This is a genomic window from Micromonospora sp. M51 (genome assembly GCF_018070305.1).
Classification (GTDB): domain Bacteria; phylum Actinomycetota; class Actinomycetes; order Mycobacteriales; family Micromonosporaceae; genus Micromonospora; species Micromonospora parva.
Genome location: NZ_JAGPXZ010001385.1, coordinates 1 through 673, shown reverse-complemented (window position 1 = coordinate 673; position 673 = coordinate 1). Strand labels below are relative to the sequence as shown.

The following is a 673-nucleotide window of genomic DNA, read 5'->3' as shown; positions in this document are numbered from 1 at the left end:
CGGGCACCCGGATCGTCTGGCCGAGCGGCTTGAACATCTCCTCGGCCAACGTCAGGTGCGCCCCGGTGGCGTACGCACCGGCGGAGATCGCGGTCATCGCCTCGTCGACAAGCGCCGGGGTGTTGGTCATCACCCGCACCACCGGGGTGCCGTCGGGCAGCCGGCGGCTGAAGAAGCTGGTGGGAAGGCCGGCGCAGAGCGAGATGACGAGCTTGTCGGCCGGCACCTTGGGGCCGACCTCGTCGAGCAGCGCGGCGGCGTCCTGGGGCTTCACCGAGATCGCGAGCACCGCCGCCTCGTCCACGGCGGTCAGGTTGTCGACCACCTGTACGCCGTAACGGGCTGTCAACTCCTCGGCCCGAGCGGGCCGGCGGGCGGTGGCCAGCAGCCGGTCCACCGGCCATCCCGAGCGCAGCAGCCCGGAGAGCATCAGCTCACCGATCTTGCCCGCGCCGATCACCGCGACCGTGTGCACTCGGGCGGACATGTCGGCCGTACCCCCTCGCGTCGGGTCGCGGCGTGGCGGGCCCGCGGGCCCGCCACGCCGTCGACGATCGATCAGCTGCCGAAGAAGACCTCGGCCTCGGCGTACCGCTCCAGCGGCACGGTCTTCAGCTCGCGGGTCGCGTCGGCCAGCGGCACCCGGACGATGTCGGTGCTCTGCATCGCGACC

1 protein-coding gene and 1 pseudogene are annotated in these 673 nt (G+C 72.5%); both read right to left on the bottom strand.

Annotated elements, in window-relative coordinates; all coding sequences use genetic code 11:
• Positions 1-487, bottom strand: a 487-nt coding sequence (locus tag KBX53_RS34980) for a pyrroline-5-carboxylate reductase (protein ID WP_210864036.1), incomplete at its 3' end; no start/stop codon positions are given.
• Positions 488-558: 71 nt separating this feature from the next.
• Positions 559-673: pseudogene (locus KBX53_RS34975) on the bottom strand (6-phosphofructokinase); the annotation flags it as partial.